This window comes from Paraburkholderia atlantica (genome assembly GCF_009362785.1).
GTDB lineage: Bacteria > Pseudomonadota > Gammaproteobacteria > Burkholderiales > Burkholderiaceae > Paraburkholderia > Paraburkholderia atlantica.
In genome coordinates this window covers 69,376-85,302 of record NZ_WHNQ01000011.1, presented here as the reverse complement: position 1 = coordinate 85,302, position 15,927 = coordinate 69,376, and the positions used below count along the sequence as shown (strand labels likewise).

General features: G+C 64.2%; 20 protein-coding genes. 10 read left to right on the top strand and 10 right to left on the bottom strand.

Annotated features, from left to right (window positions below):
* Positions 1 to 32: 32 nt before the first annotated feature.
* Positions 33 to 884 carry a LysR family transcriptional regulator gene (locus GCT19_RS17795; protein WP_152852650.1) on the bottom strand — a complete coding sequence of 284 codons (852 nt, stop codon included), beginning with the start codon at positions 882 to 884 and terminating at the stop codon, positions 33 to 35.
* A gap of 98 nt (positions 885 to 982) precedes the next feature.
* Here GCT19_RS17795 and GCT19_RS17790 point away from each other — a divergent pair, with 98 nt between their 5' ends.
* From GCT19_RS17790 to GCT19_RS17765, 7 genes are all read left to right on the top strand, one after another.
* Positions 983 to 1,372 (top strand): tautomerase family protein, encoded by a 390-nt coding sequence (locus GCT19_RS17790; protein WP_152852649.1) that lies wholly within the window; start codon positions 983 to 985, stop codon positions 1,370 to 1,372.
* A gap of 111 nt (positions 1,373 to 1,483) precedes the next feature.
* Positions 1,484 to 1,816 carry an ArsR/SmtB family transcription factor gene (locus GCT19_RS17785; RefSeq protein WP_026228386.1) on the top strand — a complete coding sequence of 111 codons (333 nt, stop codon included), beginning with the start codon at positions 1,484 to 1,486 and terminating at the stop codon, positions 1,814 to 1,816.
* Between the two features lie 13 nt (positions 1,817 to 1,829).
* The gene (locus GCT19_RS17780) at positions 1,830 to 2,324 is read left to right on the top strand and encodes an arsenate reductase ArsC (protein WP_152852648.1); all 495 of its coding nucleotides are present in this window, start codon (positions 1,830 to 1,832) and stop codon (positions 2,322 to 2,324) included.
* 18 nt (positions 2,325 to 2,342) lie between these two features.
* Positions 2,343 to 3,410 (top strand): ACR3 family arsenite efflux transporter, encoded by a 1,068-nt coding sequence (gene arsB / locus GCT19_RS17775; RefSeq protein WP_152852647.1) that lies wholly within the window; start codon positions 2,343 to 2,345, stop codon positions 3,408 to 3,410.
* A 19-nt stretch (positions 3,411 to 3,429) separates the two neighbouring features.
* Positions 3,430 to 3,567 (top strand): hypothetical protein, encoded by a 138-nt coding sequence (locus GCT19_RS42770; RefSeq protein ID WP_193727411.1) that lies wholly within the window; start codon positions 3,430 to 3,432, stop codon positions 3,565 to 3,567.
* Positions 3,568 to 3,687: 120 nt separating this feature from the next.
* Entirely contained in the window at positions 3,688 to 5,034 is a 1,347-nt protein-coding gene (locus GCT19_RS17770) for an NAD(P)-binding domain-containing protein (RefSeq protein WP_321576819.1), read from the top strand.
* A 50-nt stretch (positions 5,035 to 5,084) separates the two neighbouring features.
* Positions 5,085 to 6,335, top strand: a complete 1,251-nt coding sequence (locus tag GCT19_RS17765; protein ID WP_321576818.1) for an MFS transporter — start codon at positions 5,085 to 5,087, stop codon at positions 6,333 to 6,335.
* On the opposite strand, the gene GCT19_RS17760 is transcribed toward GCT19_RS17765, so the two are convergent.
* A complete protein-coding gene (locus tag GCT19_RS17760; RefSeq protein ID WP_152852646.1) occupies positions 6,332 to 6,580 on the bottom strand; it encodes a hypothetical protein in 249 nt (82 codons plus the stop codon). The two genes, GCT19_RS17765 and GCT19_RS17760, sit on opposite strands and share 4 nt — an antisense overlap.
* Before the next feature lie 263 nt (positions 6,581 to 6,843).
* Here GCT19_RS17760 and GCT19_RS17755 point away from each other — a divergent pair, with 263 nt between their 5' ends.
* A complete protein-coding gene (locus tag GCT19_RS17755; protein WP_152852645.1) occupies positions 6,844 to 7,689 on the top strand; it encodes a TOBE domain-containing protein in 846 nt (281 codons plus the stop codon).
* Between the two features lie 64 nt (positions 7,690 to 7,753).
* On the opposite strand, the gene GCT19_RS17750 is transcribed toward GCT19_RS17755, so the two are convergent.
* The 4 genes from GCT19_RS17750 to GCT19_RS17735 form a co-directional block, all read right to left on the bottom strand.
* Entirely contained in the window at positions 7,754 to 8,464 is a 711-nt protein-coding gene (locus GCT19_RS17750; protein WP_152852644.1) for a sulfate/molybdate ABC transporter ATP-binding protein, read from the bottom strand.
* A gap of 1 nt (position 8,465) precedes the next feature.
* The gene (modB, locus tag GCT19_RS17745; RefSeq protein ID WP_013092980.1) at positions 8,466 to 9,140 is read right to left on the bottom strand and encodes a molybdate ABC transporter permease subunit; all 675 of its coding nucleotides are present in this window, start codon (positions 9,138 to 9,140) and stop codon (positions 8,466 to 8,468) included.
* A gap of 21 nt (positions 9,141 to 9,161) precedes the next feature.
* The gene (gene modA, locus GCT19_RS17740) at positions 9,162 to 9,935 is read right to left on the bottom strand and encodes a molybdate ABC transporter substrate-binding protein (RefSeq protein ID WP_152852643.1); all 774 of its coding nucleotides are present in this window, start codon (positions 9,933 to 9,935) and stop codon (positions 9,162 to 9,164) included.
* Between the two features lie 189 nt (positions 9,936 to 10,124).
* A complete protein-coding gene (locus GCT19_RS17735) occupies positions 10,125 to 10,826 on the bottom strand; it encodes a phosphatase PAP2 family protein (protein WP_013092982.1) in 702 nt (233 codons plus the stop codon).
* Between the two features lie 361 nt (positions 10,827 to 11,187).
* On the opposite strand from GCT19_RS17735, the gene GCT19_RS17730 reads away from it, so the two are divergent.
* Together GCT19_RS17730 and GCT19_RS17725 are read left to right on the top strand one after the other, a co-directional pair.
* A complete protein-coding gene (locus GCT19_RS17730; protein ID WP_152852642.1) occupies positions 11,188 to 12,366 on the top strand; it encodes an extracellular catalytic domain type 1 short-chain-length polyhydroxyalkanoate depolymerase in 1,179 nt (392 codons plus the stop codon).
* Between the two features lie 109 nt (positions 12,367 to 12,475).
* Positions 12,476 to 12,658 (top strand): DUF3563 family protein, encoded by a 183-nt coding sequence (locus GCT19_RS17725; RefSeq protein ID WP_013092984.1) that lies wholly within the window; start codon positions 12,476 to 12,478, stop codon positions 12,656 to 12,658.
* Here the strand turns inward: GCT19_RS17725 and GCT19_RS17720 are convergent.
* The 4 genes from GCT19_RS17720 to GCT19_RS17705 form a co-directional block, all read right to left on the bottom strand.
* Positions 12,655 to 13,113 (bottom strand): TspO/MBR family protein, encoded by a 459-nt coding sequence (locus GCT19_RS17720; RefSeq protein ID WP_152852641.1) that lies wholly within the window; start codon positions 13,111 to 13,113, stop codon positions 12,655 to 12,657. The two genes, GCT19_RS17725 and GCT19_RS17720, sit on opposite strands and share 4 nt — an antisense overlap.
* 45 nt (positions 13,114 to 13,158) lie before the next feature.
* Positions 13,159 to 14,658, bottom strand: coding sequence for a cryptochrome/photolyase family protein (locus GCT19_RS17715; protein ID WP_152852640.1), 1,500 nt, complete (start codon positions 14,656 to 14,658; stop codon positions 13,159 to 13,161).
* A gap of 185 nt (positions 14,659 to 14,843) precedes the next feature.
* Positions 14,844 to 15,263, bottom strand: a complete 420-nt coding sequence (locus GCT19_RS17710) for an organic hydroperoxide resistance protein (RefSeq protein ID WP_018433905.1) — start codon at positions 15,261 to 15,263, stop codon at positions 14,844 to 14,846.
* 171 nt (positions 15,264 to 15,434) lie between these two features.
* Entirely contained in the window at positions 15,435 to 15,887 is a 453-nt protein-coding gene (locus GCT19_RS17705) for a MarR family winged helix-turn-helix transcriptional regulator (protein WP_013092988.1), read from the bottom strand.
* Positions 15,888 to 15,927 lie beyond the last annotated feature (40 nt).

Genomic DNA, 15,927 nt, shown 5'->3' with positions numbered 1-15,927 from the left:
CAGCGCGGCGTGGTGCGGCAACAATCGTCGTGTCATGCCGCGGCAAGGCCGTTTGCGAGCAGCCGCAGCGTTTCAGCCGAGCGGGCCTCGCGCACGCGCGAATGCAGCGTCACCCGCGATTCCGGTAGCGCCGGCAGGCCAAGCCGCGCGCCCACGTCGATCAGACCGCGCGGCGCAACCCGGCGCGCGAGCGGGGACACGGCGAGCCCGGCGGCCACGGCCGCGCCCACCGCCGCGACACCACCACCCACAAACACCTCCTGCCATGCGACCCCCGCCGCTGTGAGCGTGCGCAACGCGACGTCGCGCACGTTACATGGCGGGCTCAATAGCGCGAGCGCCAGTGGCTCATCGAGTCGCGGCAGCCATGTCGGCGTTGCGAGCCAACCGAGCGGTTCGCTGAACAGCGTCTGCGCGTCGTCGCGCGTCGGTTCGTCGGCGCCATAGCGGACGATCGCCGCATCGAGCCGGCGTTCGTCGAACTGCGCGAGCAGCGCCGCCGACGTGCCCATATGCAACTCGACCACCAGACCCGGATCGTGCGCGTTGAGTCGGCCGAGCAGATGCGGCAGATCGGGACCCGCGACGTGCTCGCTGAGCCCGAGCACGAGCCGCCGCCGCTCCACCGAAAGCGTGCCGAGCGCGCGCTCGTGCGCGTTCAGCAACTCGCGCGCGGCGCCGAGAAACGCGTGGCCATCGGCGGACAGACGCACGACGCGCGGCGTGCGCTCCAGCAACTGCTTGCCAAGGTGCGCCTCCAGTCGCTTCAGCTTCAGGCTGACGGCCGATTGCGTCGTGTCGAGCGCGTCCGCGCCGCGCGTGAAACTGCGCAGATCGGCGACCAGCACGAAGGCCCGCACCGCATCGAGATCGAGGACTTTCATTTCAAATGGAAATGGATGAAATAGACACGGATATCTGTTTATTATGATCGAGCGCGCCTACGCTGTGTTCAACCCAACACCGCAACAAGGAGCCCATCATGCCGCTCACCCGAATCTCACTGCGCGCCGGCAAGCCGGCCGACTACCGCCACGCGCTGGCCGCCGGTATTCAGCGCTCGCTGGTGGACACGTTCAACGTGCCGAAGGACGACATGTTCATGCTGATCACCGAGCACACGGCCGACAACATGATTTACGACCGGCAGTACCTGAACATCGAGCGCGGCGACGATCTCGTCGTGATCCAGCTGACCGTCAGCAACACGCGCTCGGTCGAGCAGAAGAAGGCGCTGTACCGGCGCATCGTCGATGAACTCGGGAAGTCGCCGGGCGTGCGGCCCGAGGATGTGTTCATCAACCTCGTCGAGGTCGAGAAGGAGAACTGGTCGTTCGGGAATGGCCTCTGCCAGTACTGCTCTCAGTTGTAGCCTGGCATTGCGCGGGCGCGGATCGCTCACATGAGACGCCCGCCGTCGTGCATCCCGATCGATATTTCCACAAATGTTGAAATGTCGAAGCGGTTGACGTATCCTCCGCGCATGAACTCGAACCTTGCCGTCCGTGCGCTCGGCGCTCTTGCCCACGATTCGCGACTCGCGATCTTCCGACTTCTGGTTGTCGCGGGGCGAGAAGGCATGCCTGCTGGCGAAATCGCCCAACAGTTGGGCATGGCGCCGTCGAGCCTGTCGTTCCACCTGAAGGACCTGTCTCAAGCAGAGCTGGTGAAGCCTCGTCAGGACGGACGCTTCGTCATCTACACGGCAAATTTCGACGCAATGACGGACCTGATCGGTTTTCTCACGGAAAACTGCTGCGCCGGCGCATCGTGCTCGGCGGGTGATGTTCCCAACGTCTGCAGCAGCAAAGAATGACCGGAACCCCGTCATGACCACGAACGTTCTCATTCTCTGCACCCACAACTCGGCGCGCAGCGTGCTGGGCGAGGGCATGCTCAATCATTGGGCCCAAAAGCTTGGCAAGGATGTCCGCGCCTACAGCGCAGGCAGCGCACCGAGCGGCCGCGTTAACCCGTTCGCTCTGGAAGCGCTCACGAACGCGGGTATCGATACAGCGGGTTATCGAAGTAAAAGCTGGCACGAGTTCGTGGCGCCAGGCGCTCCGCAAATGCGAGTGGTGATCACCGTGTGCGACAGCGCTGCAGCGGAGGAATGTCCGTTCTGGCCCGGCAGTCCCGTCAACGTGCATTGGGGATACGCCGACCCGTCCAACGCTCCGGGAGGCGACGAAGGCAAACGGCAGGCGTTCGAGCTGACGCGCGAGGCAATTGGCTATCGCATGCTGCAACTGCTGGCATTGCCCCTGAATACCCTCGGCAATACCGACCTTCAGCAAGCCCTGAACCGCATCCAGCAAAGCTGATTTCCGTCCAACAGCCGAATGAATACCCCAAACATCGCGGCGCCGTCACAAGCGTCGAGGCCCGCCATCAGTTTCTTCGAGCGATATCTGACCATCTGGGTCGCGCTGTGCATCGTCGTAGGCATCGTGCTAGGCCAGCTCTTTCCCGGCGTCTTTCAGCGCATCGGGCAGATGGAATACGCACACGTCAACCTCCCGGTCGGACTGCTGATCTGGGTGATGATCATCCCGATGCTCATCAAGGTCGATTTCGGTTCGCTGCATGAGGTCCGTCAGCACGTTAAGGGGATCGGCGTCACGCTTTTCGTGAACTGGCTCGTCAAGCCGTTCTCGATGGCATTTCTGGGTTGGCTATTCATCAAGAACCTCTTTGCGCCCATGTTGCCCGCCGATCAGCTGAATAGCTATGTCGCCGGGCTGATCTTGCTGGCCGCCGCGCCGTGCACGGCGATGGTGTTCGTCTGGAGCCGGCTGACTGGTGGCGATCCGTTGTTTACGCTGTCGCAGGTCGCCTTGAACGACAGCATCATGATCATCGCCTTCGCGCCACTGGTCGGGCTGCTGCTTGGCATGTCGGCCATTACCGTGCCGTGGGCGACGCTGCTCACATCCGTCGTGCTCTACATCGTCATTCCGGTCATCCTCGCGCAGATCTTGCGCAAGGCGCTGCTCGCAAAGGGGCCGCAGACGTTCGATGCGTTCATGGCAAAGCTGGGCCCCTGGTCCATTACGGCACTGCTGGTGACGCTTGTGCTGCTGTTCGCGTTCCAGGGCGAGGCGATCATCCGGCAGCCGCTGGTCATCGTGCTGCTGGCTGTTCCGATCCTGATCCAGGTGTTTTTCAACTCGGCCCTGGCGTACTGGCTCAATCGTGCGGTCGGTGAAAAGCACAACATTGCCTGCCCGTCGGCGCTGATCGGAGCATCCAACTTCTTCGAACTGGCTGTCGCCACCGCGATTGGTCTGTTCGGTTTCGAATCGGGTGCTGCGCTCGCAACTGTGGTCGGCGTGCTCGTCGAAGTGCCGGTAATGCTGCTCGTCGTGCGCGTCGGGAACCGTTCCAGGAACTGGTACGAATGTGCCTGAGCGGCAGCGGAGAAAGCACATGAACCACTTTGTCATCTACCACGAACCGGATTGCTGCACGTCGAGCAATACGCTAGCGATGATCCGCAATGCAGGCACAGGCGAGCGGCGGCTCGCAGTCGTTCAACGCGGTGAACCCGACTGTCGAAGCGCGTGAATCAGACTGGCCACTGACTCAGCAATACGCAATCGCTTTGCTCTCGACTACATAGAAACTACTACTCAGGAGTTAGCCGTGTCTTCATGCTGCCGCCCGAAAAGCGCCCCCGCGCCCCAGGTGTCCGAACAACAGTTCGACTCGTCTCTGCCCGTCGCAATCATCGGTGGAGGTCCGGTTGGTCTCGCTGCGGCCGCTCATCTGATTCAGCAAGGGTTGAGTCCGGTCATCTTCGAAGCAGAAGCGACGGTAGGCGCTGCGCCGCTGGCCTGGGGCCACGTCCAGATGTTTTCGTCGTGGCGGTACAACATCGACCGCGCTTCGCGTGCGTTGCTCGAACGGCAAGGATGGTCGGCACCCGACGCTGACACCTATCCGACGGGACGGGAACTGGCCGAGCAGTATCTGCTGCCGCTCGCGCGCACGCCTGAGATTGCGGGTTGCCTGCGCCTTGGCACGCGCGTCACTGGTATCGCCCGAATCCGCACGGGTAAAGTCAAGAACGCGCAGCGCGAGCAACAGCCGTTCGATATCCGCTTCGAGGAAAGCAATGGCGCAGAAGGGCGTCTCGTTGCCGCTGCCGTCATCGTTGCGACGGGCACGTGGGGAAATCCGGCTCCAGCTGGCGCGTCCGGATTGGCGGCTATCGGTGAAAAGGCGGCTCACGAACGTATTCGCTACGGCATGCCCGACGTTCTGGGCGCAGACCGTAGCCGTTATGCGGGCAAAAAGGTGCTGGTCATCGGCTCCGGACACTCGGCTATCGGCACGCTGATCGACCTCGCCAAGCTGGCAGCGCAGGAGCCTGGCGCGGCCATCGTCTGGGCGATGCGACGCTCGCAGCCAGGTCAGGTCTACGGTGGCGGCGACGCTGACCAGTTGCCGGAGCGCGGCGCACTGGGTCAGCGGCTCAGGCAACTGGTCAACGCGGGTCGCATCGAACTGCTGACGCCGTTTGCCGTCGACGAAATCACAGTGAACGGTAGTGCCCTCGAGGTTCGGGACGCTGACGGGCGTGCCGTCGCGGTCGACGAATTGATCGTAGCGACGGGGCTTCGGCCGGAGCTGAAGATCCTGCGCGAAGTGCGTCTCGATCTCGACGCAGCGCTGGAATGCCCTCGCGCCCTGGCCCCGCTGATCGATCCGAATCTCCATTCATGCGGTACGGTGCGGCCGCATGGCGCCGAGATACTGGCGCAGCCCGATACGGGACTCTACATCGCCGGAATGGCCAGCTATGGCCGCGCTCCGACCTTCCTGATGGCGACGGGCTACGAACAGGTGCGTTCCATTGCCGCATGGCTCGCGGGCGACTTCGAGGCCGCGCGTCGCGTCGAACTCGAACTGCCGGAAACGGGTGTATGCAGTACCGACCGTGACGTCAGCGGGCATGACGGCGGCAAGAGTTCGTGCTGTGCGCCTGCAAGGGCGCCGGTCGCGGAGAAGGCATGTTGCGCGGCGCCTTGACAGGCAGCATTGATTCAGGGCAAACCGCGCGCACAACGGGGACATCAGAAGTGACAGCGTTCGCGCAGCAGCAGGATCGAGGTTCGATCGCGACGTGGGCACTAGCCACCGCGCAACTCGTTTCGTGGGGAGCGATCTACTACGCGTTCTCGCTTTTCGTCGTACCGATGGAACATGCGCTGGGTTGGAGCCGGACATCGACCAACGCGGCGCTGTCTGTCGGGCTGCTCGTGTCCGGGCTGGCTGCGTATCCGGTCGGCACGTGGATCGACCACGGCCATGGCCGGGCCGTCATGGTGGTGGGATCGCTGCTCGCATCCGCCATGCTCGTGATGTGGTCACAGGCAAACAGCCTGGCGATGCTGTTTGTCGCCTGGGTGGGCCTTGGCATCTCGATGGCGGCCACGCTGTACGACCCGGTTTTCGCAGTGATCACGCGAAACTATCCGGGCAGCTTCCGCACGAAGATCACGCTGATAACCCTTGTCGCTGGATTCGCGAGCACCGCATTCATTCCGCTTACGCAGTTGCTCATCAATCTGCTCGGGTGGCGTCATGCGCTGCTCGCGCTAGCGGCGATCAATCTCTGCGTCTGCGTGCCCAGTCACGCACTGGCGATCCGGGGAGACAGCGCACGCCATGCTGCTGCCGTCGACAAGGCCGCGATCAAGGCGGTGAACGCTGCTTCCACCCGGCGCGCGTTGCGTTCACCGGTGTTCTGGGCACTCGCGGTGTGCTTCACCGCTTACTACGTCACGTTCGCGGCATTGACGTTTCACCTCGTTCCGCTGATGGCCGAGCGTCATGTCCAACAGTCCACCATCCTGTTGACGATGGCGCTCATCGGCCCCGCTCAAGTTTTGGCGCGTGTTCTGTGGTTCGCATTTGGACGGAACGTCTCTCCGAAGATCGTCGGCCTGGTCATCACGACCGCATTTCCGCTTTCGGTAGTGATCCTGCTGATTGCCGGCGCATCGCCCGTGCTGCTGATCGTTTTCGCGCTGATCTACGGCGGAGCGAACGGCATGATGACCATCCTGCGTGGAACGATCGTGCAGGACGTCATGTGGGTTGAAGGATTTGGCGCGATCAACGGGCTGCTGTCTACGCCGTCCAATGTTGCAAAGGGCGTCGCGCCGATTTCAGCCGCGATGATCTGGACAATCGGGCAGAGCTATTTCCCTGTGGAGTGGGCCGTGCTTCTCGTGTCACTGGTTTCTCTGGCGGCGTTTGGCGTGGCAATGGCTTGGGCGCGTCGAACCGATATTTCCGTGAATCCGGTGACTGAGCGAGCCGGTTAGTCCTTACCCCACCGCCAGCGCGGCGGTTCGCCCTTCAGCCAGCAGACGACCGCGAGGGCCACGGTCAATAGCGCGACCAGCAACGCGAACGGGAGCGGATGACCCACGGGTTGAAACCGGAAAGCGACCACCCCGATCAACACGAGATATGCGAGCAGCGTCACCCATCCTTGCCAGCGCACGGGAAGGCCCCAACCCCAGCCGTAGCGTTTCGCCGGAAACCAGTATCGATCGGAAGGTGGCATCGCGCGGTCTCCTGATTCGGGCACTTGCTCATTGTCGACGATTCACGATCGGCAAGTGCAAGCATTGCATCTTCCGCCCGGTGTCACGCGCGACTCTATTTCGTTGACCGGATTGAACCCGAGTGCAACGACAGGAAACGCTCCATTCGACTACCTCGGCAGAGTCGTGCCGCGGTGAACCGCAAGCGTAGCGGTCAGCGGCGCAAGAGCGCGTCGCTATAATGATTTGCCGCCCTGGCACACACTCTCGACCGCTGTCCGCCATGACCACCGACCGCCCCGATCCTCCCCGCGACGCCCTCGAACTCGGCGGCTCCGTCTGGTTTCAAGCCGGCACGCAGACGCTCGGCGGCGCGGCCCGTATCGCGCTGCTCGCGGCGATCGGCGAGACCGGCTCGATCACGAGCGCGGCGAAGGCGGTCGGCATCAGCTACAAAGGCGCGTGGGACGCCATCGACACGATGAACAACCTCGCCGGCGAGCCGCTCGTCGTGCGTCTGACCGGCGGCAAGGGCGGCGGCGGCACGACGCTGACGCCGCGCGCGGTGAAGCTGATCGACACGTTTCGCGCGGTCGAGCGCGAGCATCGGCGCTTTCTCGAACGCGCGGGCGCGGCGATCGGCGAGGGCTTCGCGACGGACTGGGACCTGATCGGCCGCATCGGCGTGAAGACGAGCGCGCGCAATCAGTTCTACGGCACGGTGTCGGCGATCGAGCGCGGCACCGTCAACGACGAAGTGTCGCTCGCGTTGCCCGGCGGCCACACGATCGTCGCCGTGCTTACGCACGAGAGCACCGAAGCGCTCGGGCTCGCGGTCGGCGTGGCGGCGTTTGCGCTGATCAAGGCGTCGTGGGTCGTGCTGCTCGTTGCGGGTGACGGCGATGTCGATGCGCCGTTGAAACTGTCGGCGCGCAATCAGTTGCGCGGCACCGTGCAGAGCGTGAAGCGCGGAGCGGTCAACGCGGAAGTGTCGCTCGGGCTCGAAGGCGGCGCGGTTGTCACCGCGGTCGTCACCAATGGCAGCGTCGACACGCTCGGTTTGCAGGAAGGCGCGAGCGCGGTCGCGGTGTTCAAGGCGTCGAGCGTGATACTCGGCGTGAAGGATTGAGGGTCGCCGCGGCCTACTTGGGCCGCACATGGAGCCGCAAAGCGAGGGCCGCCAAGCCACCCGCTCAACGAGGTGACGCCTCGCTGCGCGCATACCCCGGAAAAGGATAATCCTCGCGCACGCGGCCGTCGCTGACCTGCACGACCTGATCGCCGAATGCGGCGACGTCGTCGGGATCGTGCGTGATCAGCACCATCGGAATATCGAGCCGCGTTTGCAAGTCCGATAGCTCGCGCCGCATGCGCTGGCGCAGTTGGCTGTCCAGCGCGGAAAACGGTTCGTCGAGCAGTAGCAGGCGCGGCTGCGAAACCAGCGCGCGCGCGAGTGCGACCCGCTGCTTCTGCCCGCCCGACAGTTGCGCCGGATGATTGCCCGCCACGCCCCTCAATTCGAGCGCGTCGAGCCAGTAATCGACCTCCGCGTGCGCGCCGCGCGCATGCGGATTGAGCCAGCCCTGACGCAACCCGAAGCCGATGTTCTGCCGCACGTTCAGATGCGGAAACAGCGCGTAGTCCTGAAACAGATACGCGATCTTGCGCGCCTGCGGCTTCTGATCGATGCCGACCGCGCTATCGAACAAGGTGGTGCCGTGCAGTGTGATGGTCCCTTCATCGGGACGCAGCAGGCCGGCGATCGCCTGCAAGGTCAGGCTCTTGCCCGCGCCCGACGGTCCGAACAGCACGAGCCGCTGCGTGTTCGCGCTGAATGCGACGTCGAGCGTGAAGCGCCGCTCGGCGGTCTCGAAGGTCTTGCGGATGGCGACGTTGAGCGGCATGTCAGCGGGCTCTCAGAAGCGTGTGCTGCGGCACGAGGCGTCCCGCGAGCAACAGGATCGTCACGCACGCGACCGAGGTCACGAGCACGAGGAAGTTGGCGGTGCTGTCGTCGCCGGCCTGCACCGCCGAATAGACCGCGACCGATAGTGTCTGCGTGCGGCCCGGCAGGTTGCCCGCGATCATCAGCGTCGCGCCGAATTCGCCGAGCGCGCGCGCGAACGCGAGCAGGCCACCGGCCAGGATGCCGCGCGCGGCGAGCGGCAGCGTCACGCGGAAAAACACCGCGGCCTCGCTGACGCCGAGCGTGCGCGCGGCGTGCTCCAACTGCGGATCGACGCCTTCGAAGGCGGCGCGCGCCGACTTCAGCACGAGCGGAAACGCGACCACCGTCGACGCGATCACCGCACCCTGCCACGTGAAGACGAGCTGGATGTCGAAGCGGTCGAGCCACGCGCCGATCACGCCGCGTCGGCCGAGCAGCACCAGCAGGTAGTAGCCGAGCACGGTGGGCGGCAGCACGAGCGGCAGCATCAGCAGCGAATCGATCACGTCGCGCGCGCCGGAGCGCCACCGCGACAGACCGAGCGCCACCGCGACGCCGAGCACGAGATTGAGCGCGGTGGCCCAGCCCGCGACCTTCAGCGATAGCAGCAGCGGAACCCAGGCCTGTTCCATGAGCGGGTGCTCTCCCGTGAATCAATGCGCCGGCTTGAAGCCGTACTTCGCGAGCACGGCCTGGCCGGCCGGCGACAGCACGAAGTCGATAAATGCCTGCGCGTCGGCCGCGTGATGGCTGCCTTCGACCTGCGCGAGCGGATAGGTGATCGGCGTTTGCGTCGGCAGGTTCATCGCGACCTTGACCTTGTCGGGCATGATCGCGGCGTCGGTGCCGAACACGAAACCGGCGTCGACTTCGCCGCGCGCGACGTAATCGAGGCTTTGACGCACGTTCGACGCAAGCACCGCCTTCGCGTTGACCGCGTCCCACACGCCCGCGGCCTGCAGCGCGCCCTGCGTGTAGCGGCCGACCGGCACCGAGGCCGGATCGCCGAACGCCACGCGCTTGACGTTCGCGGTTGTCAGCGCGTTGAGGTTGGCTGGCGCGAAGTGACTGTCGGCCGGCACGATCAGTACCAGCGAGTTGGCGGCGAAGTCGCGCCGCGTCGCCGGCACGATCACCTTTTCGGCGGCGGCCTTGTCCATTGCCTTCTGATCCGCGGACGCGAAAACGTCGGCGGGCGCACCTTTGACGATCTGTTGCATCAGCACGTCGGACGCGCCGAAGTTCAGCAGAATCTTGGTGCCGGGATGCTGCTGCTCGAACGCGTCGCCGACCGCCTTGAACGCATTCGTCAGGCTGGCGGCGGCCGAGACCACCAGTTCATCGGCGTGCGCATTCACGCTGACCACGACGGAGACGGCGGCTGCGACGCACAGCGCGTATTGCTTCAGATGCCAAGAGGGAGTCATGTAGGCGCTGGAGTTTGACGTGAACGGGAAGCAGTGGCTTAAAGACTCTATCGTAATATATGCGCGGTTATAGCGGTGGGTGAAACGATCGATTCGGCGTTGCGCTTCACGCATAGCGCGAGCGCAAGCGAAGTGTTACGAAACTGTAAAAGGAAGCTCGGAAAACGCGCCGAAGGGCCGGCGCGGCGTTCAGATGTCCGACCGGCGCATCGGTTCGAGCGTATTGCGCGTTTGCGACAGCGGCGCGGCCGACGGTCGAATGATGCGCGTGGACCGCCATGTCGCGCGAATGAACGGCCGGTCGTGGCCGGACACCTTCAACGCGATATGCGTGACCCAGCGCTGCGTGGGCACGTGCACGCCGTGCATCAACAGTGCGAGCACCATCATGCTGACGGCGACCGGCAAGGCCGACAGCCGGTCTGCTTCCGCGTTCCACGCGATCCGCACGAACGCGAGCGCGGCAAGGGCGCCGACGAGGCACCCAGTCACTGCTTCGGACGGCGAATGCGCGCTCAGCACGACGCGCGACAAGCCCACCGCCAGGCCGGCGGCAAGCCCCGCGAGCACGCCGAGCAGCCGGATAGCGCGGCGCGCGGGCAATAGCATCAAAAATAGCGCGACCGGATAGACGGCAGTGGACAGCATGGAGTGACCGCTGACGCCGGTGAAATCGAGCTCCCGAACGCCCACGCCCCAGCCGAGGAAGGCGAGCTTGGTCACGGTTACGACGCCGATCGCCGTACCAAGCAGTGCGAGCCAGCAGGCCGCGAGCCGCCACGAGTAGCCGACCGCCAACCACAGCGCTATCGCGAACGCGAGCGGCAGCGTCAAGCCGGCGCCGCCGAGGCTGGTGATCGAATACCACAGGTGGATCGGCAAATCGGGCATGGGCAGAGCGCGACGGAGGCCGCGTGAAATCGGGTTGGTGGAAATCGGCGCGCTGCCGGCGCGAAACGCCGATGCGGCCAGGATCGACACGTCGGGAGATCAACCGCCAGTATAGTCGGGTGTCGCGCGAACGGTCTCGCGGCGCACGGCGCTTTTGCGCGCTGAAGTGTGGGCTGCCGAACAGCTATCGACGTAGTTTGACGACTGGCTGCCGGCAGGGTTCGAGGCGACTGAAATGGGCGCGAAGAGCGGCGCCGATGTTCAGCAACGCATGAAAAATGATGTTATTGTGCATTGCACAACTCCATCTGATCCGCAGTATCTGGGGTCCGCTTTTGTCCCTTTTGCGAGGCTATCGCCGATGGCAAAAAGCCTGTCGAAAATCTGGCTGCGCGGTTTCAAGCGCCTGCTCGCGATCCAAACTGAACACGCGCAAAAAACCGCCAAACGAACACAGGCGCGACCTGCTCGCGCTGCCACCACCAAACCGTCGAGCAAAGCTCATTCACTGAAGCCGACTGCCGCGCTGCGCACACCCGCAAAACGCGAAGCACCGCGCGAGTCGCGCGTGCGCCCCCGCGCGGCCGCGTGGGCAAGCGGCGCGTGGACGCGCTCGTTCCATTCCGCGCCGGCCGCGCCGGGCCGGCTGGTCAATCACCTGCAGTACGGGCTCTATATTCCGTCCGGGCACGCGCACGAGGCAATGCCGCTCGTCGTGATGCTGCATGGCTGCACGCAGTCGATCGACGAGTTCGCCGAAGGCACGCGCATGAATCTGCTCGCCGATCGCTACGGCTTCGCGGTCGTGTACCCCGAGCAATCGAAGCACGCGCACTCACACCGCTGCTGGCATTGGTACGACGCCGGCGACAACGCGGGCGGCGCGGAAGCGCGCGCGGTCGTCTCGCTGGTGGATGCGTTGGTCGAGCAGCACGGCTTTGACCGCGAGCGTGTGTACGTGGCGGGGATTTCCGCGGGCGCGGGACTGACGGCACTGTTGGCCGTCAAGTATCCGCAACGTTTCGCCGCTGTGGCGCTGCATTCCGGCCCCGCTTTCGGCGAGGCGCGCTCCGGCATTACCGCGATGGACGTGATGCGGCGGGGCGCACGTCGCGAGCCGGTGGAACTCGTCGACGAAACGACGAACGTCGCGCAGTACCCGGGCATGCCGGCACTGATCATCCACGGCGACGCCGACCATGTGGTCACGCCGGTCAACGCGGACCAGTTGGCGACACAGTTCGTGCGCCTGAACCGCCTCATCGATGCAAACGGCGCGCATAAAGCCGGCGAGACGCGCGAAGACCGCAAAAATGGCGTCGTGGTGCGCGATTATCTGCGCGGCGGGCGGCGCGTGGTGCGGGTGTGTCGCGTGCAGGGGCTGGGCCACGCATGGGCCGGAGGCGACGATGCGCTGCCGTTCCATTCGTCCAAAGGCCCGGACGCGAGCGCGATGCTGTGGGAGTTTTTCCGGCATCAACGTCGCACGGACGCGGGCCGCATCGCGGAAGGATTGGCGGCATCGTCGGCCGGGCGGTGACGCTCGAGCAACACCTCCAAAATGAACAGTAGCGCGAAATCAGGGTTTTCCCTATAATACGGGTTATCCCTTAGGCGTAAACGCCTAGCTATCATTGCCGAGGTGAACCATGTATCTGATCAGCCGCCTGTTCCTGTTTTTGACCAAGTCGCCGGACCAGCTCGCAAAAGAACGCGCTGACGCTTATCTGGCTGAAGCGACCGATCTCTACGACCTCGAATTCCGCATGCGCAAGCTCGATCAGGACGCGAACGTGCGGGCGCCGTCGTGGATGAGCCAGCACTACGGCTAAGCAGCCGGATTCAGCTGCCACAACGCGTAGTTCAAGAGCGCCGCATACGCGACCCAAATGACATACGGCACGAGCAGAACGCCCGCGAGGCGATCGCGCCGCCAGAACACATACGTCAGCATCACGATCAGCAGCAGCAAGATCAGGATGTCGATCAGCGCCATCTCCGGCCGATGCAGGCCGAAAAACAGCCACATCCACGCAGCGTTGAATATAAGCTGCACGACCCACAGTACGATGGCCGCGGTCGGGCCATCGCGCTTCCACACGCGCCACGCGGAAAACGCCATCAGCACGTAGAGCACGATCCACACCGGCGGGAAAACCCAGTTCGGCGGATTGAACACGGGTTTTTGCAGGCCCGCGTACCACGCGTCCGGCAGTGACAGACTCGCAGCCCAGCCGGCCGCCAGCGTCAGAATCAGAAACACGAGCAGCGACGGTAGACGGCGCATCTTCACCCCCTCCAGTCCTTCTTGTTCAATGATGTCAGCAGGCACTCACTTTCCGTATCGGGCCAGTGTGCGCTCGCGAGCCTGTGCGTGATCGACGATCGGTTCGGGATAATTCCCGCCTAGCACCACGCCGAATTCCGCGAGCCGCTCCGCGCCCGCCAGCCATGGCGCGTGAATCCATTTTGCCGGCAACTGGGCGAGCTGCGGTAGATATCGTTTGATAAAGCGTCCGTCGGGGTCGAATTTTTCGGATTGCGTGACCGGATTGAATATGCGGAAGTAAGGCTGCGCGTCGCAGCCGGTCGACGCGGCCCACTGCCAGCCCCCATTGTTCGCCGAGAAATCGAAGTCGTTCAGCAGATCGGCGAAGTAGCGCTCGCCGAGCCGCCAGTCGACGCCGAGATCCTTCGCCAGGAAGCTCGCCGTGACCATGCGCAGACGGTTGTGCATATAGCCGGTCTCGTTCAACTGCAGCATCGCGGCATCGACGAGCGGATAGCCGGTGCGGCCGTCGCACCAGGCGGCGAACGCCGCATCGGCCGAGGGGCCTTTTTCCCAGCGCAAATGCTCGTATTCCGCTTTGAACGGTGCGCCTTTCGCGATGCGCGGGTGGTGCGCCAGGACCATGAAGTAGAAATCCCGCCAGATCAGTTCCGACAACCAGGTTGCCGCGCCGTTGCCGTCCGGTTGCAGCGACATCTCGTACGCGAGCCGTGCGAGCGTGCGGATCGACACCGTGCCGAAGCGCAGATGCACCGACAGATAGCTCGGCCCTTTCGCGGCGGGGAAATCGCGCCGCTCCGCGTAGCTGTCGATGCGTGTCAGGAAATCGTCGAGCAACTGTTGCGCACCGCTCATGCCGGTGCGCAGTGGCAAGTCCGTCAGGTTGCTCGGCGCGAAGCCGAGCTGATCGAGCGTGGGCAACCGACGGTCGAGCTTGCGCGGCAGCGCCGCCAGATGCTTCGCGTAGGTCTCCACCGGGTAAGGCTTCAGGTCGAACGCGCTCAGTTGCTTGAGCCACGCGTTCTTATATGGCGTGAAGACCGCGAATGGCTTGTCCTGGCCGTTCAGCAACTCGTCGCGCTCGAAAATCGTCTGGTCCTTGAACGTTAGCCACTGCCGGCCCGCTTCCGAGAGACGCTCGCCGACTGTTGCGTCGCGTTCGATCGCAACCGGCTCGTAGTCGTGATTCGCGAACACCGCATCGACGCGCAGCTCCGCCGCGAGCTTCGGCACCAGCTCGGCCGGATCGCCGTATAGCACGACGAGACCGCCGCCGTTCGCGCGCAGCGCGTCGTCGAGTTCAGCCAGCGACGCGAGAATGAAGTCGATGCGGCGATCCTTTACCGGCTCCCCCGGGTGACGGGTCTGCCAGGCATCGACGATCGGCTGCAGGATCGTCGTGTCGAACACGAACACGCACCAGACGCGCTCACAATGCTTGAGCGCGTAGTACAGCGCGGCATGATCGGCGTTGCGCAGATCGCGGCGGAACCAGACGAGGCCGGAGTCGAAGCTGTCGTGCAGGCGGCGGGCGCGTGTCATCGGGAGGGGCGGTCGAGATGAAGGTGGTCGAGGTCCGGCACCGCAGTTTGCGTGCCGCGCGCCAAAATGGTCAACGCCCGTCCCTATTGTGCAGGGTGCGGGCGCTGGTCGCGACGGCGCCGGGTAATGCGCCGTCAGCGGTTCTTCGTGGGCATTGCCGATCGGCGCAACCGCCGACCTCAACCTCAAGCGACGTGCAGACGAACCGCGACGTTGTTACGCGTGGCGTTCGAGTACGGGCAGACCTGGTGCGCCGCGTCGACGAGTTCCTTCGCTGCGTCCGCAGCGAGGCCAGGCAGCGAGATACGCAGATCGATGTCGAGTGCGAAGCCGCCCTTGTCGTTCGGACCGATGCCGACGTCGGCGGAAACCTGCGTGTCGGCCGGCAGGACCTGCTTGCGCTGGCCGGCGACGAACTTCATGGCGCTCAGGAAACAGGCCGAGTAGCCGGCCGCAAACAGCTGTTCAGGATTCGTCCCTGCGGCGCCATTTCCGCCGAGCTCACGCGGCGCGGCCAGCTTCACGTCCAATGCATTGTCCGACGATACGGCGCGGCCGTCGCGGCCACCGGTGCTCGTTGCGCTTGCCTTGTAGAGGATGTTCATGGTGCAGCTCCTTGTCTTGGGTGTCAGGGTTGGCATGTTTGCCGCTGGCTGCCGGTTCGCCGGTCTGGCGAAGTGCTAGCGAAGCGGCATGTGAGTAAGATAGTACACAAATCATTTGCGTGCAAATGAATTTTGCGGTGGAACCGGAACTAGTCTGTTTCAGTTACCGCACTACTGGTCCATGAAATCGTTGAGCGTCGTGCGCAGGCGTGTGAGGTCGTCGCGCAGACGCAGCAGGAAGTCCGGCGACTGCTGCGTCGCGCAGAGGATCTCGCCGGGCACGTCGCGCGCCTGACGCTTGAGCGCCTTGCCCGCGCCCGTCAGGCGAATGTAGACGAGGCGCTCATCGTCGGTGCCGCGCGCGCGCTCGACGAGTCCTTGCAATTCGAGGCGCTTGAGCAGTGGCGTGACCGTCGCTGGATCGAGATTCAGACGCGTGGCCATGTCCTTGACGGTGACGTCGTCGGTTTCCCACAGCACGAGCATCGCCAGATACTGTGGATACGTGAGTCCGAGCTTGTCGAGCAGCGGCTTATACGCTTTCGTCATCGCGAGCGAGGTCGAGTAGAGCGCGAAGCACAGTTGCTCGTCGAGCGTGAAGGGGAGAGCGGGGCGCTGGGTCATGATCCACCTCGGCAAAAAAAGAGCGTGCAAATGGATTGCA